The sequence below is a fragment of the Halohasta salina genome (genome assembly GCF_024178165.1).
GTDB lineage: Archaea > Halobacteriota > Halobacteria > Halobacteriales > Haloferacaceae > Halohasta > Halohasta salina.
Genome location: NZ_JAMZIE010000006.1, coordinates 26,984 through 49,980, shown reverse-complemented (window position 1 = coordinate 49,980; position 22,997 = coordinate 26,984). Strand labels below are relative to the sequence as shown.

At 66.8% G+C, this 22,997-nt stretch carries 21 protein-coding genes; 12 read left to right on the top strand and 9 right to left on the bottom strand.

Features of this window, described 5'->3' with window-relative positions; translation table 11 throughout:
• The first annotated feature begins 22 nt into the window (after positions 1-22).
• Positions 23-916: a hypothetical protein gene (locus NKJ34_RS12470; RefSeq protein ID WP_253738636.1), complete on the top strand. Its 894-nt coding sequence runs from the start codon at positions 23-25 to the stop codon at positions 914-916.
• Here the strand turns inward: NKJ34_RS12470 and NKJ34_RS12465 are convergent.
• Genes NKJ34_RS12465 through NKJ34_RS12450 form a run of 4 tightly spaced genes read right to left on the bottom strand, consistent with a single transcriptional unit; the run spans position 902 to position 7,756 of the window.
• Positions 902-3,784 carry a DEAD/DEAH box helicase gene (locus tag NKJ34_RS12465; protein ID WP_253738635.1) on the bottom strand — a complete coding sequence of 961 codons (2,883 nt, stop codon included), beginning with the start codon at positions 3,782-3,784 and terminating at the stop codon, positions 902-904. The two genes, NKJ34_RS12470 and NKJ34_RS12465, sit on opposite strands and share 15 nt — an antisense overlap.
• Positions 3,785-3,834: 50 nt before the next feature.
• Positions 3,835-4,632: a metallophosphoesterase gene (locus NKJ34_RS12460; protein ID WP_253738634.1), complete on the bottom strand. Its 798-nt coding sequence runs from the start codon at positions 4,630-4,632 to the stop codon at positions 3,835-3,837.
• The gene (locus NKJ34_RS12455; protein WP_253738633.1) at positions 4,632-6,491 is read right to left on the bottom strand and encodes a hypothetical protein; all 1,860 of its coding nucleotides are present in this window, start codon (positions 6,489-6,491) and stop codon (positions 4,632-4,634) included. The genes NKJ34_RS12460 and NKJ34_RS12455 overlap by 1 nt, the downstream gene beginning before the upstream one ends.
• Complete coding sequence (locus tag NKJ34_RS12450) at positions 6,488-7,756, bottom strand: Single-stranded DNA binding protein (protein ID WP_253738632.1); 1,269 nt, start codon at positions 7,754-7,756, stop codon at positions 6,488-6,490. The genes NKJ34_RS12455 and NKJ34_RS12450 overlap by 4 nt, the downstream gene beginning before the upstream one ends.
• 104 nt (positions 7,757-7,860) lie before the next feature.
• Here NKJ34_RS12450 and NKJ34_RS12445 point away from each other — a divergent pair, with 104 nt between their 5' ends.
• Entirely contained in the window at positions 7,861-8,235 is a 375-nt protein-coding gene (locus NKJ34_RS12445; protein ID WP_253738631.1) for a DUF7510 family protein, read from the top strand.
• A gap of 61 nt (positions 8,236-8,296) precedes the next feature.
• Here NKJ34_RS12445 and NKJ34_RS12440 read toward each other — a convergent pair whose 3' ends face one another.
• Positions 8,297-9,325 (bottom strand): glycosyltransferase family 4 protein, encoded by a 1,029-nt coding sequence (locus NKJ34_RS12440; protein WP_253738732.1) that lies wholly within the window; start codon positions 9,323-9,325, stop codon positions 8,297-8,299.
• Positions 9,326-9,482: 157 nt separating this feature from the next.
• Between NKJ34_RS12440 and NKJ34_RS12435 the strand changes: the two genes are divergently transcribed.
• A complete protein-coding gene (locus NKJ34_RS12435) occupies positions 9,483-10,154 on the top strand; it encodes a 2,5-diamino-6-(ribosylamino)-4(3H)-pyrimidinone 5'-phosphate reductase (RefSeq protein ID WP_253738630.1) in 672 nt (223 codons plus the stop codon).
• A gap of 72 nt (positions 10,155-10,226) precedes the next feature.
• Complete coding sequence (trxA, locus tag NKJ34_RS12430) at positions 10,227-10,562, top strand: thioredoxin (protein ID WP_253738629.1); 336 nt, start codon at positions 10,227-10,229, stop codon at positions 10,560-10,562.
• Between the two features lie 29 nt (positions 10,563-10,591).
• On the opposite strand, the gene NKJ34_RS12425 is transcribed toward trxA, so the two are convergent.
• Together NKJ34_RS12425 and NKJ34_RS12420 are read right to left on the bottom strand one after the other, a co-directional pair.
• Positions 10,592-10,735: a hypothetical protein gene (locus NKJ34_RS12425; protein WP_253738628.1), complete on the bottom strand. Its 144-nt coding sequence runs from the start codon at positions 10,733-10,735 to the stop codon at positions 10,592-10,594.
• Positions 10,736-10,805: 70 nt separating this feature from the next.
• Positions 10,806-13,292, bottom strand: a complete 2,487-nt coding sequence (locus NKJ34_RS12420) for an ATP-dependent DNA helicase (protein WP_425491829.1) — start codon at positions 13,290-13,292, stop codon at positions 10,806-10,808.
• Positions 13,293-13,514: 222 nt separating this feature from the next.
• Here NKJ34_RS12420 and tbsP point away from each other — a divergent pair, with 222 nt between their 5' ends.
• The gene (gene tbsP / locus NKJ34_RS12415) at positions 13,515-14,333 is read left to right on the top strand and encodes a transcriptional regulator TbsP (protein ID WP_253738626.1); all 819 of its coding nucleotides are present in this window, start codon (positions 13,515-13,517) and stop codon (positions 14,331-14,333) included.
• Between the two features lie 60 nt (positions 14,334-14,393).
• Positions 14,394-16,100: a YcaO-like family protein gene (locus NKJ34_RS12410; protein WP_253738625.1), complete on the top strand. Its 1,707-nt coding sequence runs from the start codon at positions 14,394-14,396 to the stop codon at positions 16,098-16,100.
• Here NKJ34_RS12410 and NKJ34_RS12405 read toward each other — a convergent pair whose 3' ends face one another.
• On the bottom strand, positions 16,101-17,102 hold the full coding sequence (locus NKJ34_RS12405) for a mechanosensitive ion channel family protein (protein ID WP_253738624.1): 1,002 nt from the start codon (positions 17,100-17,102) through the stop codon (positions 16,101-16,103). It abuts the gene before it with no gap.
• Positions 17,103-17,275: 173 nt separating this feature from the next.
• Between NKJ34_RS12405 and cbiT the strand changes: the two genes are divergently transcribed.
• The 4 genes from cbiT to cbiG are packed head-to-tail and all read left to right on the top strand — an operon-like array spanning position 17,276 to position 20,410.
• A complete protein-coding gene (gene cbiT / locus NKJ34_RS12400; protein WP_253738623.1) occupies positions 17,276-17,845 on the top strand; it encodes a precorrin-6Y C5,15-methyltransferase (decarboxylating) subunit CbiT in 570 nt (189 codons plus the stop codon).
• On the top strand, positions 17,842-18,552 hold the full coding sequence (locus NKJ34_RS12395; RefSeq protein WP_253738622.1) for a cobalt-factor II C(20)-methyltransferase: 711 nt from the start codon (positions 17,842-17,844) through the stop codon (positions 18,550-18,552). The genes cbiT and NKJ34_RS12395 overlap by 4 nt, the downstream gene beginning before the upstream one ends.
• Positions 18,549-19,448 carry a cobalt-precorrin-4/precorrin-4 C(11)-methyltransferase gene (locus tag NKJ34_RS12390; RefSeq protein ID WP_253738621.1) on the top strand — a complete coding sequence of 300 codons (900 nt, stop codon included), beginning with the start codon at positions 18,549-18,551 and terminating at the stop codon, positions 19,446-19,448. The genes NKJ34_RS12395 and NKJ34_RS12390 overlap by 4 nt, the downstream gene beginning before the upstream one ends.
• Positions 19,445-20,410, top strand: a complete 966-nt coding sequence (gene cbiG, locus NKJ34_RS12385; RefSeq protein WP_253738620.1) for a cobalt-precorrin 5A hydrolase — start codon at positions 19,445-19,447, stop codon at positions 20,408-20,410. The genes NKJ34_RS12390 and cbiG overlap by 4 nt, the downstream gene beginning before the upstream one ends.
• Position 20,411: 1 nt before the next feature.
• Here the strand turns inward: cbiG and NKJ34_RS12380 are convergent, their stop codons facing one another.
• Complete coding sequence (locus tag NKJ34_RS12380; RefSeq protein ID WP_253738619.1) at positions 20,412-20,870, bottom strand: universal stress protein; 459 nt, start codon at positions 20,868-20,870, stop codon at positions 20,412-20,414.
• 313 nt (positions 20,871-21,183) lie between these two features.
• Between NKJ34_RS12380 and NKJ34_RS12375 the strand changes: the two genes are divergently transcribed.
• On the top strand, positions 21,184-22,032 hold the full coding sequence (locus NKJ34_RS12375; RefSeq protein WP_253738618.1) for a precorrin-3B C(17)-methyltransferase: 849 nt from the start codon (positions 21,184-21,186) through the stop codon (positions 22,030-22,032).
• A gap of 1 nt (position 22,033) precedes the next feature.
• Positions 22,034-22,996 (top strand): precorrin-3B C(17)-methyltransferase, encoded by a 963-nt coding sequence (gene cobJ / locus NKJ34_RS12370; protein ID WP_253738617.1) that lies wholly within the window; start codon positions 22,034-22,036, stop codon positions 22,994-22,996.
• Position 22,997: the final 1 nt, after the last annotated feature.

The window sequence follows — 22,997 nt, the reverse complement described above, 5'->3', positions numbered from 1 at the left end:
GACTCACGTACGCCGAGCCACCGTGTCATCCCGGCTGCTCCACGAACTCGGGTCCCTGCCCTCGACCGTCGTCGACTGGTGGCGACGAACGACCGCCGCCACGGCGGCCGAGCAGTGGCTCGTGTTAGGCGGGCTGCCGGCAATGCTCGTCTCGCTGTGGGTGGTCCCGCCGGTCGACGGCCCGGGGTTCAGTCTCGCCGTCGACTCGCTGTTCGAGAGCCCACAGACGCTGTCGACGGCCTTCACGACCAACTACATGCACGCCAGCGGCCGCCACCTGTTCGACAACCTGCTCAACTTCTGGATCACGCTGTTCGGGATCTACCCGCTGGTGGCGGTCGCCGACTGGCACCGTCAGTTCCGGCTCTCGGCCGGCGTCTACCTGCTGATCGGCCCCTTCGTTATTGCGTGGCTAACGCTGCAGACGCTCGGGACGATCACCGATCAGCCGTCGGTCGGCTTTTCCGGAATCGTCGCCGCCTTCCTCGGGTTTCTCCCGGTCGTATTGGCGGCAGCGGCCAGCGAGGTGACCGACGGCGAGGTCGACGCCGAGTGGGCGGCAGTCCCGTTTCTGCTCTCGCTGGCGGTCGTCTTCGCGGTCCCGTCGGTCTCGTACTTTCCGGTCCAGCCGATGGTCGCTTTCGGCCTCGTCGTCTGTGGACTGACCATCGGTGGCGTCCTCTGGCAGGCCCACCCACCGCGGCGGCTCGCCTCCTACAACCGCCGGCTCGATCCCGACGTTCGGCTGGCGTTCCTGATCGGCACAACGGTGTTCGTCTTCGGCGTCGCCGGGGCGCTGCTGTTCGTTCGGCCGGGGACCAACGTCTGGGGGCATCTAGCGGGGTATCTCGTCGGCTTTGCGGTCCCGTATTTCGGCTTCGTTATGCGGCCACTACGTATTTCAGTCCCAGAATGACTGCGTGCGGGCGTACTCCCGCTCCTGTTTCAACAGGTCGCGGTAGAACTCCATCTCGTCCTCGCGGAACCGACTGATGATTCGGGCGGCGTTGTGCGGGCCGACGCCGCGGGCCGCCAGCGCGATCACCGCCTGCTTGCCGTGGCTCTGGACGAGGTTGGCGGCCCGGTAGGCCCGCCGGGTCATCTTTTCTGCTTCGTCATCCTTCTCGTCGGTCCGGACCGCCGACACCACCTCGTCGGCCCACGGGTTCAGCGCGGCGACCCGCGTCGACCCACAGTCGGGACACTCGGGTTGCTCGCGGACGCGCCGGACCTTGGTCGTGTGGTCCCAGTCTTTGCAGTGGCAACAACACAGCAAAACGCGGTCGTTCCGAATCCGCTTCTTGATGGATTCGATCACGCTGGCGTCGGCCTTCTCCGGGACGAGTAGCTCCTGCCCGCTGGGACGGGCGGTCGTCCCGATCGGCGTCTCGTCGCCGATGACCACGAGTTCGAGGTCGTCGGACCGAATCCGTTCGAGCACGTCGGCCGTGCCGTCGACGTCCAGATCGCGGTGGAAAATCTCCCGCATCGCCTCGTCGTACACCGGCGTTCCCTCCAGCGCCGCAAGCAGGCGATCGCCGCCGAACCGGCCGCGACCCTGATACCGCTTGAGCGATCCGAACTTGGCAGCCACCTGCGCCAGCGTGAACTTCAGGGTCTCGGAGTTCTTCAACGCGAGTTCGAGATAGGATTCGAGGTGGGCGGGCTCGGTCGACCGGAGGACCTCGCGGAACGTGCCGGCCCCCACGCCCTGTGGCACCTCGAAGCTGATCCGGTAGGGGTCGACGCTCATCCCCACCGAGGAGCCGGTCCGTTGGCCGACCAGCGCCGACAGCAGCCGCCCCAGCGTCTCGTTGATCTCGTGGCCGAAGGCGGCGTTGACCCGCACCGTCCGACCGCGGGACTCGATACAGATCCGCCGGTCGGTCGGCAGCGAGAACCCCGCCTCGACGTGGCGGTCGATGGGACTGATAGCGGGTTCGATGGTCGACTCGTCGGTCGGATACCGACCACAGAGGTCGCGAGCGACCGCCGACTGCGAGGCTCCCGACTCGAACTGCGAGCCAGCGACCCCACGGAGTTCGCCAACCTCCCCGGCAACTGCGGCGGGAACTGGGATCTCTTGGCCGACCCACGAGGGGACCTCGCCGGCGGGGTCCTCGATAGGCGCGACGTTCACCCGTGCGTCCTCCTCGTCGATATCGTTGATCCGCCACATCTCGCCGCGCTGGATGAACACCTCCCCCGGCGCGGCGAAGTTGACGACAAAGCGCTCGTCGAGGGTTCCCACTTGGGTTCGGGAGGACATATCGTGGACCTCGTAGCTCTCCTCGTCGGGGATCATCGAGAGGTTGGCGTAGTAGTACTGCCACGTCCCGCCCGACTTTTCGAGCTGGTCGGCGTCCTCGTCGAGCCACAGCAGCCGGTTGCTGTTGAGTTCCCGAACGACAGCGCGGAACGCTTCCTCGCTCAGATCGTGGAACGGGCGGGCCCGCGTGACGGTTTCGTAGGCCCGGCGGGCGCTCACCTCGCCGAAATCCATCACCAGCCCGACGACCTGATTGGCGACGACGTCGAGACTGCCGTACTGGATGCCGGCGGATTCGACCAGTCCCTCGCCCGCCCGGCGAGCGATGGCGAGCGATTCGAGCGTGTCGTCGGGGTGGCTCGTAATGATCGTCCCCCGAGAGACCTGATCGTGGCGGTGGCCCGCCCGGCCGACTCGCTGGAGCAGTCGGGCGACCTCGCGGGGACTGCCGTACTGGACGACGTGGTCGACCCGGCCTACGTCGATCCCGAGTTCCATCGAGGAGGTACAGACCAGCGCGTCGAGTTCACCCTGCTTGAATCGGTCCTCGACGTCCACGCGAACGTCACGGGACAGCGAGCCGTGGTGGACCTCGATCGCCGCGCCGAGTTTCTTGAATCGGGAGCCGAGCGCTTCGGCCGTCTGGCGGGTGTTGACGAAGATCAGCGTCGACTCATTGTCCGCAACCAGATCACGGATCGCCCGGACGTGGCTAGCGATCTCTTCGGTGGTTGCGAGTTTCCCGGCGAGTCGTTCGTCTTCGGCCGTGATCTCGGGATGGGTGACGGTGAATTCGACACGACTGCCGACGTCGACCTCGACGATCGAGAAATCACGGTCGCTGTCCGTTTCCGACGCCAGGGCGTCGAGCCGGTGGCCGGTCAGAAACGCCGCCACCGCCTCTGGGTCGCCAACGGTCGCAGACAAACCGATCCGCTGGAACGACCCCGACAGCAGCCGCAGGCGTTCGAGGCCGACGGTGAGTTGGGCACCGCGTTTCGAGGCGGCGAGTTCGTGGACCTCGTCGACGATCACGTGCCGCACGTCCGCCAGCGCGGTCCGCAGTTTCGACCCCGTGAGCATCGCCTGCAACGTCTCCGGGGTCGTCACCAGCACGTCCGGCGGATCGTTTGCCTGCTTCCCCCGCTGGTACTGGGTCGTATCGCCGTGTCGTACGTCGATCTCGATATTGAGCCGCTCGCCCCACCAGTCGAGTCGGTCCCGCATATCACGGTTCAGCGCCCGCAGCGGAGTGATATAGAGGGCACAGAAGCCGTCGGTCGACCCCTCGCGCTTGCGGTGTTGGACGATCGCGTCGAAGACGGGCAACATCGCCGTCTCGGTCTTACCGGTGCCGGTGGGCGCGATGACCAGCGTGTTGCGGCCCGACGCGAGCGACGGGATCGCTCGCCGCTGTGGCTCGGTCGGCGTCGAAAACCCGCGATCAGAGAGAGCCGCCCGGACGGTCTCGCCGAGATGGGAGAAGGCGTCGACACCCGACTCCGCAGAACTCATTGTCCTATTATATGGCGCGAGAGAATTAAGCACACCGTCGTCGCGGTGGCTCAGACCGAATCGTACGCGCCGAGCCGCGTCCCGTCGAGGAGATAGCAGTCGGCGTCGATCAATCCCTCAGGCAAAAACGGCGAGAGAAACCCCTCCCCCTCGACGTTGATCCACGTCCCACCGGAGCGGTGGTTGAACGCCGGGACAACGACGAGTTCGGGATCGCCCCACGCCAGCGAATCGGGGTCGGCGTCGACGCCTGCGGCCAGCACCTCGGGATCGAGTCGCCCACGGAGCCACGCCGTTTCAGTACGGTAGCCGCCGACGCTGTCCTGTAGTTTGACGGTCGGATGCTCGTGGGCCATACAGATCACGTCTGCCGACAGGAGTTCGGGCGCGGGCCACGTGTGGCCGTGACAGACGGCGACTGTGCCATCGCCCAAGAGGCCGCCCGACTGTGGCAAGAGGTCGACGCCCGCCCGGTTGCCCCACAGTTCGTCGAGACCGCCGTCGTGGTTGCCGAGGGCGACCGTGATCCCGATACCGAAATCCTCGACGACCGCCGAATACAGGGCGTCGAGTTCCTCGCGTTCGGCCCCCTCGACCGAGCCGATCCGGTGGCCGAGATCACCGAGTACGATCAACCGATCCGCGCGCTCCGTTTCCAGCAGGTCCAACAGTCGCTGGCGGCGCGCCGAGGCGTCGCTCGGCAGTTCGACGCCGCGTTCGTAGCGGAGTCCGGCCTCGATGCCGGCGTGGTAGTCACCGACTACCAGCCCCCGTTGTTCACCGAGGTCGACCGTCGCCGCCGGGGCGTCGGGAACCGGCTCGACTCGGGGGCGGGAGCCGCGGTCCATCAGATCGCTTTGAGCGTGTCGTCGGCCGGTTCGTAGCATCGACCGCCCATCAGCGCGTCGGCGATAGCCTCCTCGACGGCCGCCTCGCCGACCCCGTAGGCATCGACTACCTCACCGACGAGCAGCCCGCGATCGACGCCGTCGCCGTCGTCCAACTGAGCCATCGTCTCGATGACCGCGTCTTCGAGGTCGACATCATCGGCTGGCTGGTCCGTCGGCTGCTCGTCGACCGGCTGTTCGTCGGTCTCGGACACCGCATCGGCAGCGTCGGTCTCGTCGGCCGGCTCGCTGGCCGACTCGTCGGTGGCCCCGGCGTCGTCCTCGAAATCACCCACGCCGTCGTCGAAATCACCCACGCCGTCGTCGAAATCACCGAGTCCGCCCGCATCACTCGATGCGGGGTCGGCCTCGGCTTCGGCCCGCTCGGCGAGTTCGTCGGCGTCGGGCACGTCGATGTCGGCCTCGCCGGCGGGGTCGACCTCGTTGCCGCTCGAAAAGCCGGTATCGAACTCGGATTCGAGTTCCTCGCGTTCCTCCTCGTCGAGCTGGTACATTCCCGTCTCGTCGGTCGACGACGGTTCCTCCGCGTCGGCCGTCGCAGCCTCGTCAGCGCCAGCCGTAGCTTCGGATGACGATGGTGATTCCGCCGATTCGGGCGCCGTGTCTACCGACTCGTCGACCGGCGCGTCGGTCGGCTCTGTCGGCTCCGCCGCGGCCGTCGGTTCGGATTCCGTGTCGGTCGACCCGACGGATGACGGATCGCTCGCCTCCGGTGTCCCGTCGGTCGTCGCATCGACGGTCTCCTCGTCGGGTGCGCCGGTCGCTGTCTCGGTCGTTTCGTCGACCGTTTCGGTACCGTCGACCGTTGGCGTCGCGCCATCTGCCGGTTCTCGCTCGCTCGTCGACTCCGCTTCGCCCGTCGGTTCTGCTTCGTCTGTCGGCTCTGCTTCGCCCATTGGCTCTGCCTCGCCCGTCGAATCTGCTTCGTCCATCGACTCTGCTTCGTCAGTCGCCTCCATCTCATCGGTCGACTCGGTCGCGGGCGTCGACTCGACTTCGGGGTCTGCCGTCGGTTCGGCCGGCGAGTCAGCAGTCGTCGCTACGTCGGCCGCGCCGCCGAGGTCGATATCGACTTCCGGAAGCGGGCCGAGGGTGGCATCGCCGCCCTCGTCGGGCGCGAGGTCGAGCGGGCGGACCTCCTCGCGCTCGTCGGCGACGAGTTCGAGGGTGTCGACCGCGAGTCGGCGAAGCCCCTCCAGATACGCCGTCGTCGTTCCGTAATGGTCGAGCGCGCGGGGGATGCCCGCCGCCAGCGAGTCGTCGACCCCGGCTTCCGAGAGGGCCGTCCGGAGTTCGTCGCCACGGAGCGGCGAGTCGATGGCCGCCGCACAGACGGCGATCCGCTCGAGGGTCGACTCCGCGGCGGAGACCGCCCACCGGTCGCGGGTGTCGGCGTCGACCTCGCTGAGACTCTCCGGCCGCACCGAGGTGAACACGCGATCGGAGTCCTCGGGCTCGAAGGTCCGGGCCTTCCCGGTGATCGCCACGAACGCCGGCGGCGTCGTCCGATCGAGGAACGCCTGTGCCGGCGGCTGGTACTGGCCGGCGTAGGTGACGAACGCGCCGGTCGGGTCGACGATCCGGCCCCGAAGGGTCTCGTCGTTGATCGACTCGGATTCGGTCAACACCCCGACCGCGAACAGCCGGTTGACTCGGAGCCCCGTCGGCGTCACCACGTAGTTCGGCGCGCGCTCCTCGTCGCTCTCGGAGTAGGACAGCGACGCGTCGTCGAACTCCGCCGCAAAGGGGCGGTAGGCGACCTCCCGGCGGCCCGGACCCGAGTCACCGTCGGCGCTCATTGCCGCACCTCCGCCAGCGCGGCCGTCGCAAGCGCCGCCGGATCCTCGTCGGCTTCAGCGAACTCCTCGACGGTGAGGTTCGCGCCGTACTCGTCGACCGACAGCGTCCCACGAACTCGGTAGGCACCGCCTACTAAGTTGTCTCGAATCGCGTCGGCGACGACCTCTTTGTCCATCGCATCGCGGGCCGCGTCTTTGGCGTCGCTCACGTCGCCGCCGTAGATCTCGGCAGTCAGCTCCGAGCCGATGATCGCCGTGACGGTGTCGGTGCCGTCGTCGACGATGGCCTTGATCCGGAGGTCGTCTTCGCCCTCGACTGCGCCGTGGGTCCGACACTGGCCGTTCTGGATCACACGACCACAGTCGGGACAGCGCTCGATGAGCCCCGAGCCGTCACGGACTTCCAGTACGTTGCCGACGACCTCGACATCGAACAGCCCGCCGTTGTCGACCGCCTCCGCGATCGAAAGCTGCGGGGCCGAATCGGTGATTGCGACCGGATCCGAAAGCGGCTCGACCGCCGAGAACTCCGAGAGGTTGACCGACGGCGAACCACGGAACTCCCGGATGTACACGTCCTCGATCCGCAGATCCGCGCCGACTTCGATGTCGGGATGAGGGTCCCAGTCGGTAAACGGCAGCCGGGCGGTCTCGTCGGCCAGCACGCCCGAGAGGATCGTCGTCTCGCCGTCCCGGCCGTCGATCGTCCGGGACTCGACCTCCTGCACACGGACCTCGACGTTGCGGCCGCGGTCGCCGGGTTCGAGATCGATCAGGTCGCTGTCGCCGCCGATAGGGTGGTCGACCGTGACCGTGTCGTCGGCCATCGAGACGGTCGTCGACTGGCCGAGGTTGAGTTCGGGGCGGCCGTCCCACTCCCGGACCCCGGCGTTGCCGACGACGATCGAATCGCCTGGCTCGAAGCCGAAATCCTGCCACGCGGTGTAGGAAATCGTCCCCGACCCGTCGGCGAGCTCTCCCTCCCGGATCGTCACGTCTTCGCCCTGATACCGGATCGTGCGGGTACCCTGCGTGAGCACTCGCACGGTGACGTTCACCGAGTCCTGTGTGGTCGTGATCGAATCGAGGTCCAGCGTCTCCGGCGTCGACGAGCCGCCGCCCCCGCCGTGTTTTCGGCGAACGCTCTGGGCGGCCTCCTCCAGTGGCACGTCGAACTCCAACAGCGATTCCAGATCCGCTTTGACCTCCTGTTTGTCGATGCCGAGAGCGGAGGCGAGCTCCTCGGCTTTGGTGTCTACGTCCATCGTCTCTCCGTTCGGCAGCCGACAGTAAAAAGCATGTGCGCAACCCGCGGCTCACAGCGGTGATGCGGGGAACTGCTAAGTGGGTCGACGTCACACCGTAGGGCATGAGCGAGTCACCGACGTCAGACGAGGAGTTCGCCTACACGACCCGGATCGAGGACGGCCGGACCGTCATCGACGTGACCGGGAAACACGACGTCGCCTTCGTAATCCAGTCGGCCAGCGGCGAGCGCATCTACTTCCCGCCGGAGGACATGAGCGAGCCCGCAGAGCAGGACAGCCCCTACCAGTCGTCGGACAGCCCGTATCAGGCCGACAGTCCCTACCAGCCCGCCGAGGGTGACAGCCCCTACCAGCCCGCCGACGACCCCGAAGTCAGCACGCGCGGCGTCACCGAAACCCGAACCGGGTTCCGGATCACTCATCCTGAACCGGCCGCCGAAATCACCGTGTTCCGCGGTTCGGTAGCCAGTGCCTAGCGGTCAGTAGCCAACGTATACGGGCGCGGATTCTGCAAAACGCGTTGGGTCGACGGGGAGCCTATTCGAGAGCGGTGGTGTACACGTCGAGGAGATCGTCGGCGACTTCGTCCCACGTCCGTGGCTCGTACTCGGGCGGTCCCTCGCGGGCAAGGGCTTCGTCGATGCCGCGAGCGATCGAGTCGGAGTCGGTCGTCACCTCGACGAGACAGCCGTCGGGCAGCGTCTCCCGAACACCGCTTTCGGTGGCGACGACCTGTGCGTCCGCCGCGAGTGCCTCGGTGATCGTCAGGCCGAACGGTTCGGCCCGCGACGGCGAGATGAAGACGTCGGCCGCCGCGTAGTAGTCACCGAGCTGGTCCTCCGGAATGTAGCCCGCGAACTCCACGCGGTCGGTGATGCCGAGCAGCTCGGCGAACATCTTGAGGTGCTCGGTCTGGTGGCCCGAGCCACCGAGGACGAGCGTCGCGTCGGTGTTTTTGACCTTGTCCATCGCATACAGCAGGTGGCTGATCCCCTTCTGGTCGGTGTGTCGACCGACGAAAAACAGCATCGGCCCCTCGATACCGAGATCGGCCTTGACGTCGAAGCCGGTCGTCTCCAGGGAGGAAAAGCCGTTGTGGACGACGTGGGAGTCCGCCTCGTACAGTTCGCGGACGTTCTGCCGGGTGATCTCGCTGACAGAGATGAGGACGTCGGACTGCTTGGCGACCCGGCGTTCGGTCTCGACTTCCCGCTCGGGTGGGTTGATGTTGCGATCGCTCGACAGCGAGTGGAACGCCGAGACCCACGTGGCCTCGGTCTCGCGTTTGGCCCGGAGCCCCGGCCCGTAGCCGAACCAGTCGTTGGTGTGGGCGATGTCAGCATCCTCGGCCAGTTCGACGAACTTGTCGCTCATCCGGCCGACACGGGTGATGATGTCGCCCTCGCCGGTCGGGACGCTGTGGATTCCCTCGCGGTCCTCGGGCGCGTACTCGGCCGGCAACAGGAGTTGGATGTCGACGTCCTTCTGTTCGAAGGCTTCGAACACTTCGCCCACCCACGTGTCGAGACCGCCGGTGACGTTCGGTGGAAACCCCCAGCCTAGCATAAGTATGCGCGGATCCATACCGTGGGATTCGCCTGACCCCCACTTATCAGTTGGCCCGTTTGAGATATTCGTTCATTGCCACGAACTACACGGGCCACCTCGGGGTGCACGCCGGCCGGACCGAAACGCCGAAGCGGTCGACGGCCGATGTCGGGACATGGATATCGTCGTCAACGCCGCGATGAGCGCCGACGGAAAGCTCTCCTCGCGCCGCCGCGAGCAGATCGAGATCAGCGGCCCCGAGGACTTCGACCGCGTCGACCGTATCCGACGGGAGGTCGACGCCGTCGCCGTCGGCATCGGCACCGTCCTCGCCGACGATCCACACCTCACACTCGACGATCCCGAACGACAACAACAGCGACGCGAGCAGGGTTGGCCCGCCAATCCGGCCCGGGTCGTCGTCGACTCCCGCGGCCGAACCCCACCGGAAGGGCGGATCTGCGACGACGCCGCCGAGACCTACGTCCTCGTCTCGGCGACCGCCCCCGAGACCCGACGGCGAGCGTTGCGGGACGCTGGCGCGGAGGTGATCGTCGCCGGCGATGACCGCGTCGACCTGCCAGCCGCTGTCGCCGAACTCGAAGCCGCCGGTATCAACAGCCTACTGGTCGAAGGCGGTGGTGAACTGATCTTTTCAGTCATCGAAAACGAGCTTATAGACAGGCTAACAGTGTACGTCGGCTCGCTCGTCATCGGTGGTCGGGACGCGCCGACGCTCGCCGACGGCGACGGATTCGTCGACGGGTTTCCCCGGCTTTCGCTGGCGGCCGTCGAACGGGTCGACGACGGTGTTCTGTTGCGCTACACCGTCCCGGCAGCGGAGTAGCGAGCCGACGGTCGTGCGATACCGTGACACGCGCCTGCAACTGTTATACTGTTCGAGCCTGTAGGTGATGGCATGAGCACCACAACGACCTCCGAGCCGATCCACGTCGAAGATGAAGATCACTTCGAAGAACTCGTCGACTCCCACGGGCTGGTTCTCGTCGACTACTACGCCGACTGGTGTGGCCCCTGCAAGATGCTTGAACCGACCGTCGAGGAGATCGCCGATGAGACCGACGCGGCCGTTCTCAAGGTGGATATCGACGAGCTACAGGCGTTCGCCAGTTCGAAGGGGATCCGCAGCGTTCCGACCCTGGAGTTCTACCACAACGGCGAGTCGGTCGACCGCGTGATCGGTGTCCAAGAGAAGGACGACCTCATAGACGCACTCGACGAAGCCGCCGCCTAACGGGAGTCGGCTCGCGGGACCCAGACGACTCAGGCGACCCGTGCGAAGTCCAACCGGTGGCCGGTGAGCGCCTCGTGGTCGGCCGCACGCTGTTTTGCCGCTGCGGCCGACTCAACGACCTGTTCTTCGGCGCACTCTCGGCAGACGAGGTGGTACAGTGATGACTCCGACATTTCGTCGACCGTCACCGAGAAGCATCTTAGTTACCGACAAGTTATCGGACAGTAGGTACCGGCTACGGGGTCACTCTCCCCCGTCCCAGAACGCCGCGAGCTGGTCGGCGAGGAACTCGGGCGTGAGCCGGTCGAACTCGCGGCGTTCTTGGGCCGACAGGAAGGGCCGCACCGACCGCGGCCGGTCGGGGAGGTATCGCTCGCCGACGAGGATCCGAACCCCACGTTCGTCGGGGCCGCGCAGCACGCGGCCGATGGCCTGCCGGACCTGCCGGACAGCAGGGACCGTTAGCGCGTAGGGGAAGGCGTTGTCGGCACCGAACCGATCGCCGTATGCGTGTTTGACCGCCTGCACGCGGGGCGAACCGATGTTGACCAACGGGACGCCGAACACTGCACAGGTGTGAAGCTTCTCGCCGTCGTAGTCGACGCCTTCGGTCAACGTCCCACGGGTGCTGGTGACCAACACGCTGTGGTCGTCACCGAAGAACTGCGATTTGAGTCGTTGGGTCTCCTCGTGGGACGACGACCGGTCGAGCACCACGGGTTTGTCGACCGACTCTCGGAGTCGCCCGGCGGCCCATTCGGCTTCGGCGTAGTTCGGATACGCCAAAAGGACGTTGCCGTGGCTCCGGGCGATCTCGCGGGCCGCGTAGGCGTAGCGCTCTCTGGTCTCGTTGTGGTTGTCTGCGGTCGGCGGCCCCCGGTTGCGGGCGGTAAACGGCATGACGTCGACGATCCAGCTCTCGCGGTTCGACACCGGAAACTGCAGGTCGTAGCTCCGCCGGTCGACCCGGCGCGTGGCTCCCTCGTCGTCCGGCGAGCGAGTCGACAACGACTCGAGTCCGCTGACGGCTTCGAAGATCGGAATCGGTTCGAGTGTCGCGCTCATCAGGATCCCGCCGCCGAACTCGCCGAGGATCTCCCGGACCTGTTCGGAGGGGATGCAGTTGTACATCACCAACGAGGCGTTGTAGACAGTCTGCCACGGATAGTCGGGGTCGCGGTACTCGGAGTCGCTGGGTTCCAGCGTGATCTCCCGGAAGAACGCGGTGTGGTCGCGGCTCCACCACCGAGCGAACAGGACGCCAGTGGCCGTACAGACACAGTCGCGGTCGATCCCCTGCTGTGAGCAGACGTCCTCGACGGCTGCGCCGACAGCCCCCAGCGTCCGGAAGAAATTCCCCGTGTAGCCCGCCCCCTCGGCCCACGCGGTGAAGGCGTCGGGCTCGTCGACCTCGGGATCGCGGAGTTCGAGTTCGACCCGCTCGTCGGGCAACACCTCGGTCACGAAGCCGGTCCCGTAGCCGTCGAACCGCTCGTCGAGTGCCGTCTCGACCCGCCGGTCGAGCCACTCGATGGCCTCGCCGTAGAACCGGTAGGCACGTTCGAGTGCCTCGTAGGGGACGTCGTGGTCGGCGAGTCCCGACTCGATCCGCTCGCGGTTGTCAGGGTGTTGGCGGGCCCGTTCGAGCAGCGTCCCGAGATCCCGCCGGGCCTGTTTGAGCGTCACCCGCCCCACGGTGTCGCTCAGCAGATCCCGGACGCGTTCTTCGAGCCGATGGGCCTCGTCGACGATCACCAGCGTCCGCTCGTCGAGGATCGACTCGGTGAGGTGGCGGGTCCGACTGTCGAACAAGTGATTATAGTTGCCGACTACCACGTCGGCGTTCTCCAGTAGGACACTCATAACGCGGTGCGGGCAGGTACCTGCCTCGACGGCCGCCGGGAGGAACTCGCGGGTCGACAGCACGTGGTCGGTGCCCGCCTCGAAGCCGACCGGCGAGCCGGCCTCGCGGGCGTACCAGTCGGCCTCGAACGGACAGTAGAGCGGCGTCGACTCGTCGTCGGTGAACGCGGCGGGAGCCGCGGGCTGTGCAGTGCCGTACGGGGCGGAGACACCCGCGGTTTCGAGGGGATCGTCGTCGCCCCCGCTCAGGTCCCGACGGGCGGTGTCGGCGAGCTCGCGGGCGCGGTCGGCGTCCCACCACTGGTCGGCCGCGTCGTCGGTGCCCTCGATGACGACAGCGGGCTCCGGTCCGGCCTCGCCGTCGAGGTCGGGCGAGGCGGGCGTGGCCGAGTCGGGGGCAGTCGACCCACCGGCAGTGTCGACGCGCTGGCTGCCCGACTCCTCGGCGCGGACGAGATCCGCGGTCGTCTCGCGGAGTTCCTCACACCGCGATTGGACGCTCGTGTCCGGCGGAAAGGAGTCTTCGCGCCCGTAGGGACAGAGGTCGGCCTTACCGACGAGGCCGACGCCCGAAAGCGGTTCGTCGAGTCCCCGGTTGATGGTCCGCAGATCCTCGACAAACTGCTGGCGCTGCTGTTTGACGGGGGTGGCGACGACGACGTTCTCGAACCGATCGGTCTCCCGGAGGAGGGACGCCGCGGCGGTGAGCGCGGCCATCGTCTTGCCGGTGCCGCAGGGACCCTCCATTGCGAGATACCCCTCGGCACGAACGGTCTCGATGGCGGCCTCGATGGCGTCGGCCTGGTTCTCGTAGGGCCGCTCGAAGCCGAAATACCGCTCCCAGTCGGGTGGTTCGTCGGTTGACACGGTCTGGTTGGCCTCCAGCGCGTTCGCATTTATATCCTCGGAGTCGACCGATCGCCGCCCCCGGCCCACACCGGTCGATCGACCGACAGTATTTTGTGATTTAATGACACAACAACCGTTCAATGACGACCCTCCACGCTTAATTTAGTGTTGGAGCGACTAATGAGGTTGAAACGACCCGACAATATTAAATAGAAGTTATTGCATTATACCATACCATAGATGGCCCCAAATTTACTCGAACAGGATATTACTGATATCCTGCAGACTGCCCTCACAGAAGCAACCGACGACCTGCTGTTGGTCGATCCGACCGAGACCGCGATCCGGGCACTGGTCGACGTTGCCACGGCGTTCGACGGCGAGCTCCCGGCGGTACGACTGCTCGCCGAGGAGCGAGTGCTCAAGGAGACGATGGAGGATTTCCTCGTGGCCAGCCGCGCGGCCGACCTGATCGACGCCGGCCAGCTGTCGATCCGGACGCTGGCCGAGCCGGCGGCAAACGCGTTGCTCCTCTCGACGGCGTCGGTTCAGGCGCTGGTAGCGGCCGGCGATCGGATCGGCGCGCTGACGACCGACGACGACACGTTCGTCGAAAGCGCCCGCGAGAGCTACGACGCCCGATGGGACGACGCCGAACCGTTCGGCCTCCGAACGCCGCCGATCTCACGGGTCAGAGAGACGCTGGCCTCCGACATCGGCGAGGACGTCCGGGCGGACTTCGACGCCGTGCTGGCCGGCCTCGAAACCGCCCGCGGCGACGGCGAAGGGCTCGACGAGGTGACGATCTCGCTTCTGGTCGCGGCGCGAAACGAGGTCCTGCTGTACGACATCTCCAAGTGGGGCGAGGACGTCGGAATCGCCAGCAAGGCCACCTTCTCGCGGACGAAAACTCGGCTCGAAGACATGGATCTGATCGCCACCGAGAAGGTCCCCATCGACGTCGGCCGGCCACGGCTCCGCCTCCAGCTCGGCGACGACCGGCTCCGGGAAGCCGACCCCGACGAGCTCGCCGACATCAGCCAGCAACTCATCGAGTAGCGACCGGTTGCGACCGGTCGCCATCGGCGCGTTCTTGTGGTCCCCGCGATCAGTCGACGTATGGAAATCGGTCTCGTCGGCAGCGGCCCCGCCGCAGCAGCGCTTCGGGCCGCCTGTGAGGACGTCGACTGTTCGATCAGAGAACTGGAGCCGACGGCGATCAGCGCCAGCGACACGCCGGCGGTCGGCGCGGTCGTCGCCCCCTCCGGGGCCGGGGTCTTCGAGACGGCGACCGACGCCTTCGACCGCTGGGTGGCCGTCGAGATCGGCGGGATCGGTGGCCACCCCCAGCCGTCGGTCGATGCGACCGTCTCGCTGTACGGCCCCGACGCGGGCTGTTTCCGGTGTCTCCGCCAGCGCGTCGCCGCCAGCGACGGGACCGCCGGCGGCGAGCCCAGCGGCTCCCGGTCGACGGTGCGGCTGGCCGGCGCGGTCGCCGGCTCCGAGTTGATCGGGCTGCTGTCGGGCGACCGGGCGGCCGGTCGGATCGTCGAACTCCCGTGGCAGGAGCGGACGTTCCTTCCGGTGCCGGGCTGTGAGTGTGAGTCCACCGAGGCGGGGGCGTTCGAACTCGCCCACCGCTCGGTCGGCGTCGAAGACGCCCTCTCGCGGGCCGAACGCGCGGTCGACGATCGAGTGGGGCTCATCACGGAGGTCGGCGAACGGGAGTCGTTCCCGGTCCCCTACTACATCGCCGCGACCGCCGACACGACCGGCTTCAGCGACGTTCGGGCCGCGGAGTTCGCCGCCGGCGTCGACCCCGACTGGGACCGCGCCTACATGAAGGCCCTCGGCGAGGCGCTGGAACGCTACGCTGCGGGCGTCTACCGGCGGGGGGACCTCGACGGCGGCTCCGTGCGGACCCGCAGTCGGCCGGTCCCGCCGAGCCGATTCGTCCGCCCCGACGACGCCGAGACCCCTGATCCGGAGCAACGGATCGAGTGGGTCGACGGTGTCGATCTGCGGACCGAAGAGCGCGTCTCGCTGCCCGCCGAGTTCGTCCAGTTCCCGCCGCCGACCCGCCGGTACCGCCCGCCGATCACCACGGGGCTGGGCCTCGGTAACTCGACGGTCGAGGCCACCCTCTCGGGGCTCTACGAGGTTATCGAGCGCGACGCGACGATGCTGGCGTGGTACTCGACGTTCGAACCGTTGGGGTTGGCGGTCGACGACCCGGCCGTCGACGAACTGCGAAAACGGGCGCGAGCCGAATCGCTGTCGGTGACGCCGCTGTTGGTCACACAGGACGTCGACGTCCCGGTCGTCGCAGTCGCAGTCCACCGCGACGGCGAGTGGCCCCGGTTCGCCGTCGGCTCGGCGGCCGATCTCGATCCGAACGCCGCCGTCCGGTCGGCGCTCGCGGAGGCACTCCAGAACTGGATGGAGCTGCGCGCGCTCGGTCCCGAGGCCGCCGCCGACGAGAGCGGGGCCATCGGTGAGTACGCCGACTTCCCCGATGTCGCTCGTGAGTTCGTCGACGCCGCCGACCGCATCCCGGCGTCGTCCCTCGGTAAGCCCTCCCTAACCGGCCGTGAGGAACTCGAAGCGGTCGTCGATCGGGTCGACGATGTCGGCCTCGCGAGCTACGCCGCCCGGCTCACGACGCGGGATGTCGAGGGGCTCGGCTTCGAAGCGATCCGGGTAGTCATCCCGGCCGCCCAGCCGCTGTTTACCGGCGACCCCTACTTCGGCGAGCGGGCCGAGAGCGTGCCGCAGTCCCTCGGCTTCGAGCCACGACTCGACCGACCGTTCCACCCCTATCCGTAGCTACGGGGTCGGATCGTCGGCGGGGTGGGCGTCGCCTGTCGGATCGGCGGCCGGTCGGGTCTCGGGCGGCTCGGTGACCTGTCGGACGGCAGTCCGTGCTTCGCCGCTGGTGTCGTCGAAGACGAGGTGCTGGTGGGGATAAGCCATCTCGGCAGTCGCGTCGGCGTCGGCGAACGCCTCCCGGATCTCGGTGCGGACCGCCGACTCGATGGCGGCGATCTTGTATGGGGATTTCACCCAGTAGCGGAGTCGGAGCAGCACGCCGTTGTCTGCGTAGTCGGCGATGAGACAGCCCGGATTGGCCGGATAGCGGGCACTGCCGACCCGGATATCGGGGCCACCTTCGATGACGTCGTCGGTGTCCCGGGCCGCCCGTTCCATCAGCCGTCGGGCGGTCGGGATGTCGGATTCGTAGGTCACAAGCACGTCCAGCGAGAGTCGGGTCCGTTCATCCTCGGCGGAATAGTTCGTCACGTCCCGCTCGCGGATGTTACCGTTCGGAATAACGAGGAACGTGTTGTCGAGGGTGAAAATCCGGGTGTAGCGGATCGTGATGTCGTCGACGAAGCCGCGGGTACCGTCTTCGAGCTCGATCATGTCGCCGATCTCGAAGGGCTGGTCGGCCAACACGAAGATCCCGTTGAGGATGTTGCCGACGATCGGCGCGAGGATGATACCGACGACGGCCGAAAACACCGTCACCGAGAGGACGATGTTGCCGATGCCGAGGCCGACCAGCGAGCCGGCGACGAGGACGGCCCCGAGGACCGTCGACCCGCGGATGATTCCCAGCACGGTCTGGGCGACGCTCTGCCGGGCGAACCGCCGGGCGACGGGCCGACCCAGCAGCCGGACCAGCAGCTTCGAGAGCCAGATACCCGCCGCAACGACCAGCAGTGCCGCCACGAACCGATAGCCCGGAAACTGGAGCCACCCGGGAAGAACCTCGACGAGCAACTCCTCGCCGCCGGTCGTCAACGGCGACTGATCGAGACGGGACATACTCGCGGCTCACAGCCCGCAGGAAAAAGCGTTTCTTCCGACGACGGCCCCCCAATCCCGGCGGATAGGCAGTGCCTACTGAAGTGATTCGACTGTTTTGCCCAAGCAATCCAACCGCAGTTTCGCTACACCAAGCAAAATTGTTTTAATGCCGGCGTCAGTCGACAGAGTCGATGCCGATTAGCCTACCCCACGACGCCAAGGCGGGGCCGACGAAACCCGAGGTTCGGTCGGTGCTGCTCGGGAAACTCGAACTCGACGAGACGGACCACTTCGCGGAGGTCGGATCCTGTACCGGCGCAGTGACGATCGAGGCCGCCCGGCGGGCCGCTCGCGTGACCGCCCTCGAACGCAAACCCGAACGGCTCGCCGTCACCGAGAAGAACCTCGCGGCCAACGGGACCGAGACTGAGGTCGACCTCGTAAACGCCGAGGCCCCCGCGGGGCTGCCAGAGGACGCCGACGCCCTCTTTCTGGGCGGGAGCCGGAACTTCGAGGCCGTGTTGGATCACGCCGTCGACACCGGCGTCGACCGGATCGTGATGAACGTCTCGCGGCTGGAGGTCGCCGGCCGCGCCACACAGGCGTTCCGCGACCGCGGGATTCTCGACGAGGTCGTCCAGTTCCAGGTGAGTCACGGCTACGAACTCGCGGGTGCGACGAGTTTCGACTCCGACAACCCGGTTTACATGCTCGTCGGCAGTGCGAGCGACGACGGCGAGAACGCGGAGGCGACAGCGTGACGCTGTACGGCATCGGGCTCGGTCCTGGCGAGGCCGACCTCGTGACGGTCCGCGGCAAGCAACTGCTCGAATCGGTCGACGTCGTCTACTCGCCGGGGCGGCTCTCGCGGACGGTCGCGCTGAACCACGTCCCCGAATCGAAGATCGGCGACCTGGAGTTCCCGATGACGCGCAACGTCGAGAAGCTCCGGGCGGCCTGGAAGCGTGCGGCCGCCGAGATCGCACCCCACGCCATCGACGGCGACGCCGCCTTCGTCACCCTCGGGGACCCCAACGTCTACTCGACGTTCGGCCACCTCCGCCGGACCCTCGATGCATTCCACCCGGCGGTCGACGTCGAGATCGTCCCCGGCGTGAGCGCGATGACCGCCTTCGCCACGGCGCTGGGCGTCGAGGTCGAAGCCGGCGCGGGACTGGCACTGCGGGAGGCTGCCGACGGCCACGCGCCGACCGGCCCCGACCGGATGATCCTCTTCAAGGTGACCGACGCGCCGTCGACCCACGAGCGGCTGGTCGAGGCGGGCTACGACGTCAAGTTCGGCCGACGGCTGTTCATGGAACAGGGCGAGACGGTCATCACCGACGACCCGAGCGAACTCGCAGAGCGGGACTACTACACGCTGGCCTACGCCGAAAAGCGCGGCGTGACCACCGAGTCGGCGACCGCGGCCTTCGGCGACGGTGTCGCCGACGGGGGACACTCGTGAGCGACGAAACGGATCCACAGTCGGCGATCGATGCAGCGGGCGAGCGTCGACGGGCCGAACTCGACGATCGAATCTTCGATCACAACGCGGGCGACGAACAGGAGGGCATCCCATTCGTGGGTGCTGGTCCCGGTGATCCACGACTCCTCACCGTCGCTGGCAAGGAACTCCTCGAAGCGGCGGATCTGGTCGTCCACGCCGGCTCGCTGGTCAACAGCGAACTCTTAGCGGAGTACTGCGACCACGCCGAAACGGTCACGTCGATCGGCAAAGATCTCGAAGAGCTGATTCCGCTGATGCGGGATGCCCACGAGGCGGGCCGGAACGTCGTCCGGCTCCACAGCGGCGATCCGGCGATCTACGGCGCGGCGATCGAACAGATGGACGCCCTCGAACAGGAGGGCATCCCCACGTATTTCGTGCCGGGCGTCACCTCGGCGTTCGCGGCGAGTGCGACCCTCCGGACGCAACTGACGCTCAACGAGGTCTCGAACCACGTCGCGTTCACCAGACCCCAAGGAAAGACCCTCACCGCCGAGGAGGACCACATCAGCGAGTTCGTCGAGATGGGCGACGTGACGACCTGTATCTATCTCGGCACCCACGCCGTCGCCGACACGATGGACCGACTCATCGACGACGGCCACGACGAGGACATCCCCGTGGCCGTGGTCTACCACGCCTCGTGGCCCGACGAAGACGTGCTGGTCGGGACGATCGGGACGATCGGCGAGAAACTCGACGCTGCAGGCCATCGGGCCTCGGCGATGGTGATCATCGGCGATGCCGTGACGGGTGCGGGCTACGAGCGGTCGTACCTCTACGGCGACTGGGCGAACCGTGGATCGGACAGCGACGATACGGAGCCGGACGATCAGGAGACAGCAACCCAATGAGTACTGACGACGACAGCAGCGGCGGACACTGTAGCACAGCCGACAGCGACGGCGAGGTCGCCGAAGAAATTGCAATCATCTCCTTCGGCCGGAAAATGGAGACCGCCGAGGAAATCAAGGCGGAACTCGCCGACCGCTACGAGACGATCGACATCATCGAGTACCACGGCGAGGTCTTCGACGACCACTGGGGGGAGTACGACTGCTTTATCGGCCTGATGGCCAGCGGGATCGCCATGCGGAAGACGGCCCACCTGCTCGACGACAAGTGGGACGATCCCGCCGTCTGCGTCGTCGACGAGGCACTCACGTGGGCGATCCCTCTCACTGGTGGCCACCACGGCGCGAACCAAGTGGCCCAAGACCTCGCGACAATGGGGGCGATCCCGGCGATGACCACGGCCTCCGAAGCCGCGGGCAAGCAGGGTGTCGAGGCCCGCGCGAAGGCGATGGATGCCCACGTCGTCAACGGGCGGTCGACCATCCAGACCAACCTCGCCGTGTTGGACGACGATCTCGGACCCGTCGCCCGACTCGACGGCCCGCAGGCCGTGCTCGTCGGCGACGACGTGACCGTCCTCAAGCGCAACGGGGACGAGGGAATCGTCATCGGGACCGGCAGCGTCTCGGGGGCGTCGGCGGAGTCGTTCATCGCGGCGTGGGAGACCGCCCTTGATGAGACCGACTACGGGTTCGAAGACGTCGACTTCGTCGCCACGGCGACCAGAAAGGAAGACGAGGAGGGCCTCTTGGAGGCTGCCGAGGAGTTGGATCTCGGTGTCGTCGCCTTCGACAAGAAGACCCTGCTCGACCACGAGGGGCCGACACCGTCGAAATCGAAGGAACTGATCGGTTGGCCCGGCGTCTCGGAGGCCTCGGCGATCGCCGGCGGCCGAAAGCAGGAACTCCTGCTGGAAAAGATCGGCTACGAAAACGAAGTGACCGTCGCCCTCGGGCAGTAGCCTACGCCTCCCGGACGTAGGTCACCGGACAGGACGCGTTGAGCATGACCGTCTGGGCAGTCGACCCGAAGACGGCCTTCCCCGCGGGTGTCCGGCCGCGGCCGCCGACGATAACGAGGTCGGCACCGATCTCGTCGGCGATCTCGGCGATCCGGTCGCCGGCGTCGCCGTCACCCGCAAGCCGGCCGTGGACGGTGTAGTCGACGCCGGCGTCGGCCAACTGGTCGGCGAGTTCGCGGATTCGGACGTTCCGCTCGGCGACGACGTCCGGCGTCACCTCGCTGTCGGGATCGAAATGGAGCCGTTCGCGGGTGTCCTCGTAGCCCTCCTCCGAGAAAACGTGGGCCAGCGCCACGGTCGCTCCCGCCGGTCCGGCGATGTCGATCGCCGCCTCTGCCAACCGATCCATGCTGGGCGTCTCACCGCTACCGACGCCCAACAGTACCGTCTCGAGGCTCATTGGTCGCCCCCAGTAGTCGTTTCGTCGCTGTGCCCTGCCCGGAAACTGTTCGAATCCATACCCTTCATCGGAGCCGGGAGGACAAATATTTACTGAAATTTGAGTAAATGTATCGAACATTCGCCGTCGACCGGCCGTACGGCTGGAATCGGCGGTTTCTGACCGTAACCGGCCGCAGAACGGTTCGAGGGAGTAGTCGCCAGCTATTCTTTTTCAATTGTACTAAGACAACCACAATTGTTTTGTGTCCGAGGCAGAACAGCATTGGCATGCGACAACAGCGACGAACCGCCGGCGAAGGGTTGATCACCGGATGAACAGCGCCGCGGCCGACGGGGTTGGGACGCTCTACGTGGTCGGTATCGGCCCCGGCCTGCCGGACGATATGACCCAGCGCGCCAAGGAGGTCATCGAGACCGCAGACTGTGTGATCGTCTCGGACCTCTATGGGGCGTTCCTTCGGGAAGATGGGACGTTGCCGCCCGAAGAGCGGGTCGACGACGAGGGGCGTGTGAGGAGGGACGACGGCCACGAGCAAGAACTCGTCCGGTCATCGATGGGTCGACAGACCGAACTCGCCGAACTCGCCTTCGACCGGGTCCGGGAGGGCGACGACGTGGCCCACGTCTCCGGCGGCGACCCCTCGGTCTACGGCAAATCCGACCTCGTGTTCACGATGGCCGACGAGACGGATGCCACCGACATTCCCATCGAGATTGTCCCCGGCGTGACGGCCGCCCTCGGCGGCGGCGCGATGGTCGGTGCGCCGCTCTGTAACGACTTCTGTACGATCTCCCTGTCCGACAAGTGGCGCGGCTGGGAGGAGATCGAAGCCAAACTGCGGGCTGCGGCGATCAGCGACTTCGTGATCGTCCTGTATAACTGCTGGCGGAACTACGAGCGGGCCGTCGAGATCGTCCGCGAGGAGCGCGTCGACGACGCGCTGGTGGCGATCGTCAACGACGCCGGCCGGGCCGACGCCGGCCGCAACGGCGAGGACCATTTCATCACGACGCTCGGCGAGGCAATCGATCACGACGACAAGGTCTCGGGGATGGGGACCTCGCTGATCATCGGGAACCACGAGACCGAAACCTGGGAAAACGACTACCGAACGTTCCTCGTCACCCCGCGCGGCGGGCGTGACGTGGAGGATTTCTAAAATGAGCACGGATACCAACACGGAGCAGACAGGCGAATCGGCGAGCGACGAATCGGGCGGCTGTACGGCGACCAGTGGATCGACCGCCGACTCCGGCGGCTGTACCGCCGGCTCAGGGACCGATTCGGGATCGAGGAAGCGACAGTCGGTCGACGAGAAGATCGACGCGACCGTCGAGGAGTTCGACGCCGAGCCGGGGCAACTGACCGCGGTGGGACTGGGCCCCGGTCATCCGGAGGGAATGACCCAGCGATCACGGGCCGCGCTGCTGGAGGCCGACCACATCGTCGGCTACACGACCTACATCGACCTGTTGCCCGAGGAGATCACCGAGGCGGCCGAGGAACTGTACGACACGCCGATGTGCGGCGAGGTCTCCCGCACGGAGGAGGCGATCGACCGGGCGCTGGCGGGCCACGATGTCGCCATCATCGGCAGCGGCGATCCCAACGTCTACGCGCTGTCGGGGCTCGCCCTCGAAATCCTCGAATCGAAGGGCGCGACCGCCTCGATGGTCGACTACGAGGTCGTGCCGGGCGTCCCCGCCGCCCAGTCCTGTAGCGCCCTCTTGGGCGCGCCGCTGGTCAACGACACCGTCTCGATCTCGCTGTCCGACCATCTGGTGCCGATGCCGGAGATCGAGTCCCGCCTGCATGCGGCGGCGAGCGAGAGCTTCACGATCGTGCTCTACAACCCGTGGAGCCGCAAACGCCGGGAGAACTTCCGGAAGTGCTGTGAGATCCTACAGGCCCACCGCGACCCCGACACGCCGGTCGGGATCGTCCACAGCGCGGGCCGAGACGACGAGGAGACCATGATCACGACGCTCGACCGGCTCGAAGAACTCGGCGAGAGCGAGATCGTCGACATGACGACCACGATCCTGGTCGGCAACGAGGAGACCTACGTCTGGGACGATCGGATGGTCACCCCTCGCGGCTACGAGACCAAGTACGACTACTAAC

What these genes read in the sequence shown, in the direction of transcription:
- NKJ34_RS12445 (WP_253738631.1), top strand. Translation starts at nt 7,861, where the DNA reads ATGAGCGAGTCACCGACGTCAGACGAGGAGTTCGCCTACACGACCCGG.
- NKJ34_RS12435 (WP_253738630.1), top strand. Translation starts at nt 9,483, where the DNA reads ATGGATATCGTCGTCAACGCCGCGATGAGCGCCGACGGAAAGCTCTCC.
- cbiT (WP_253738623.1), top strand. Translation starts at nt 17,276, where the DNA reads ATGCCGATTAGCCTACCCCACGACGCCAAGGCGGGGCCGACGAAACCC.
- NKJ34_RS12460 (WP_253738634.1), bottom strand. Translation starts at nt 4,632, where the DNA reads ATGGACCGCGGCTCCCGCCCCCGAGTCGAGCCGGTTCCCGACGCCCCG.
- tbsP (WP_253738626.1), top strand. Translation starts at nt 13,515, where the DNA reads ATGGCCCCAAATTTACTCGAACAGGATATTACTGATATCCTGCAGACT.
- NKJ34_RS12380 (WP_253738619.1), bottom strand. Translation starts at nt 20,870, where the DNA reads ATGAGCCTCGAGACGGTACTGTTGGGCGTCGGTAGCGGTGAGACGCCC.
- cobJ (WP_253738617.1), top strand. Translation starts at nt 22,034, where the DNA reads ATGAGCACGGATACCAACACGGAGCAGACAGGCGAATCGGCGAGCGAC.
- NKJ34_RS12465 (WP_253738635.1), bottom strand. Translation starts at nt 3,784, where the DNA reads ATGAGTTCTGCGGAGTCGGGTGTCGACGCCTTCTCCCATCTCGGCGAG.
- NKJ34_RS12375 (WP_253738618.1), top strand. Translation starts at nt 21,184, where the DNA reads ATGAACAGCGCCGCGGCCGACGGGGTTGGGACGCTCTACGTGGTCGGT.
- NKJ34_RS12450 (WP_253738632.1), bottom strand. Translation starts at nt 7,756, where the DNA reads ATGGACGTAGACACCAAAGCCGAGGAGCTCGCCTCCGCTCTCGGCATC.
- NKJ34_RS12425 (WP_253738628.1), bottom strand. Translation starts at nt 10,735, where the DNA reads ATGTCGGAGTCATCACTGTACCACCTCGTCTGCCGAGAGTGCGCCGAA.
- NKJ34_RS12440 (WP_253738732.1), bottom strand. Translation starts at nt 9,325, where the DNA reads ATGCTAGGCTGGGGGTTTCCACCGAACGTCACCGGCGGTCTCGACACG.
- NKJ34_RS12455 (WP_253738633.1), bottom strand. Translation starts at nt 6,491, where the DNA reads ATGAGCGCCGACGGTGACTCGGGTCCGGGCCGCCGGGAGGTCGCCTAC.
- NKJ34_RS12410 (WP_253738625.1), top strand. Translation starts at nt 14,394, where the DNA reads ATGGAAATCGGTCTCGTCGGCAGCGGCCCCGCCGCAGCAGCGCTTCGG.
- cbiG (WP_253738620.1), top strand. Translation starts at nt 19,445, where the DNA reads ATGAGTACTGACGACGACAGCAGCGGCGGACACTGTAGCACAGCCGAC.
- NKJ34_RS12405 (WP_253738624.1), bottom strand. Translation starts at nt 17,102, where the DNA reads ATGTCCCGTCTCGATCAGTCGCCGTTGACGACCGGCGGCGAGGAGTTG.
- trxA (WP_253738629.1), top strand. Translation starts at nt 10,227, where the DNA reads ATGAGCACCACAACGACCTCCGAGCCGATCCACGTCGAAGATGAAGAT.